Source organism: Kineococcus vitellinus (genome assembly GCF_009906315.1).
Classification (GTDB): domain Bacteria; phylum Actinomycetota; class Actinomycetes; order Actinomycetales; family Kineococcaceae; genus Kineococcus; species Kineococcus vitellinus.
The window spans coordinates 1-2,489 of sequence record NZ_JAAALL010000440.1; the positions used below are offsets into that span (position 1 = coordinate 1).

The 2,489-nt window shown below is 77.4% G+C and carries 1 protein-coding gene; it reads left to right on the forward strand.

Annotated elements, in window-relative coordinates:
* Positions 1-90: 90 nt before the first annotated feature.
* The gene (locus GTQ99_RS22130; protein WP_166617843.1) at positions 91-2,397 is read left to right on the forward strand and encodes a molybdopterin-dependent oxidoreductase; all 2,307 of its coding nucleotides are present in this window, start codon (positions 91-93) and stop codon (positions 2,395-2,397) included.
* Positions 2,398-2,489 lie beyond the last annotated feature (92 nt).

Genomic DNA, 2,489 nt, shown 5'->3' on the forward strand with positions numbered 1-2,489 from the left:
CCACGGTCCCGACGAGCGTCCCGGCGATGCACCACCACCGCCGGGCCGTGCGGCGCCCGGGCACCCGCGGGCATCGGGGATCCTGGAGGGGTGAGCACCGGGACCCCGCACTCCTCGCACTGGGGCGCCTTCCGCGCCGAGCAGACCCCCGCGGGCGTGCGGGTCACGGCCCACCCCGACGACCCGGAGCCCTCGCCGCTGCTGGGCAACGTCGCCGTGGCGGCGACGCCGACGGCCCGGGTGCTGCGCCCGCACGTGCGCCGCGGCTGGTGGGAGGACGGCCCCGGCCCCGACCCGCGGCGCGGGTCCGACGAGTTCCTGCCCGTGGAGTGGGACGAGCTGCTCGACCGCGTCGCCGGCGAGTACCGGCGGGTGCTGGACGAGCACGGCCCGCAGGCCGTCTTCGCCGGCAGCTACGGCTGGGCCAGCGCCGGCCGCTTCCACCACGCCCAGAGCCAGGTGCACCGCTTCTCGCACTGCCTGGGCGGTGCGGTCCGCTCCTCGTGGACCTACAGCCACGGCGTCGGCGAGGTCCTCATGCCGCACGTGGTCGGCAACCAGGAGCCGCTGCTGTCGCCGACGGCGTGGTCCAGCATCGAGGCGCACACCGACCTCGTCATCGCCCTCGGCGGGCTGCCGGCCAAGAACTCCGAGGTCGCCAGCGGCGGCATCAGCCGCCACGAGGTCGCCGGCCGGCTGCGCGCGGCCCGGGCCCGCGGCGCGCAGTTCGTCCTCGTCTCCCCGCTGCGCGACGACCTCGCCGCCGAGCTGGACGCCGACTGGCTCGACGTCGTGCCCGGCTCCGACGCGGCGCTGCTGCTGGCGATGTGCCACGTGCTGCTCGTGGAGGACCTGCTGGACCGGGACTTCCTGGAGCGCTGCACCGCCGGCGCCGACGTCTTCCTGGCCTCGCTGCGCGGCGCCGGGGACGGGGTGGAGAAGACGCCGGAGTGGGCGGCGCCGCTGACCGGCATCGAGGCCGGGCGCATCCGCGAGCTGGCCCGCCGCGCCGCCCGCGGCCGCACGATGGTCACGGTCAGCTGGTCGGTGGCGCGCACCCGCTTCGGCGAGCAGCCGCTGTGGGCGGCCGTCGCCCTGGCCGCGATGCTGGGCCAGGTCGGCCTGCCCGGCGGCGGCTTCGGCCACGGCTACGCCTCCACCGGCGGCGTCGGCCGGCGCTCGGGCAGCTACCCGCTGCCCACGCTGCCGCAGTTCGCCGACCCGCTGCGGCTGCGCATCCCCGTCGCCCGCATCGCCGACGCGCTGCTGCACCCCGGCGAGCCCTACGAGGTCGACGGCCGCCGCGAGCGCTACCCGCACCTGCGGCTGGTGCACTGGGCCGGCGGCAACCCCTTCCACCACCACCAGGACCTGCTGCGGCTGCGGCGCGCCTTCCAGGCGGCCGAGACGGTGGTGGTGCACGAGCCGTTCTGGACCTCGACCGCGCGCCACGCCGACGTCGTCCTGGCCACGACGACGACGCTGGAGCGCACCGACGTCGGCGCCGCCCGCTACGACGACCGGCTCATCGCCATGGGGCGGGTGCACCCCCCGCTGGGGCAGGCCCGCGACGACTACGCCGTCCTGTCCGCGCTCGCCGCCCGCCTCGGCGTCGGCGAGCGCTTCACCGAGGGCCGCAGCGCCGAGGAGTGGGTGGAGCACCTGTACGAGCAGTGGCGCACCGGCCCGGCCGCCCGCGCCGGGATCAGCGCACCGCGCTACGCCGACTTCATCGCGGCGGGGGAGTTCGCGCTGCCGCCGGAGCCGGCCGAGAAGGTGATGTTCGCCTCCTTCCGCGCCGACCCGGGCACCTACCCGCTGCGCACGCCCAGCGGGCGCATCGAGCTGCACTCGCAGACCGTCGCGGGCTTCGGCTACGACGACTGCCCCGGGCACCCGGTGTGGCTGGCGCCCGACGAGGAGCCCGACGAGGAGTTCCCGCTGCGGCTGATCGCCAACAACCCAGCCACCCGCCTGCACAGCCAGCTCGACCACGGCGCGACGTCGCAGGCGGGCAAGGTCGCCGGTCGCGAGCCGGTCCGCCTGCACCCCGCCGACGCCGCCGCCCTGGGCCTGGCCGACGGGCAGGTCGTCGTGCTGCGCAGCCGCCGGGGCAGCTGCCTGGGCGGTCTCCTCGTCTCCGACGCGGTGCGCCGCGGCGTGGTGCAGATGTCCACCGGCGCCTGGTTCGACCCGGTGGCCGGGGCCGCCGCCGGCGTCAGCTGCGGGTACGGCAACGTCAACGTCCTCACCCGCGACATCGGCTCCTCGCGGCTGGCGCAGGCCTGCACCGGCCAGCACGCGGCCGTGCGGGTGGAGGCCTTCGAGGGCACCCCGCCCCGCGTGACGGTCTTCGACCAGCCCACCGCCTCCGGCCGGTCCGCCGCGGCCGGCTGACCGCGGCCCGCCCGCGCCGCCCGGCAACGCGTCCCACCCGGAAATCGGTGGCGGCGCGGGCGGCGGCACGGCAGCCTCGGCGGGTGCCGACC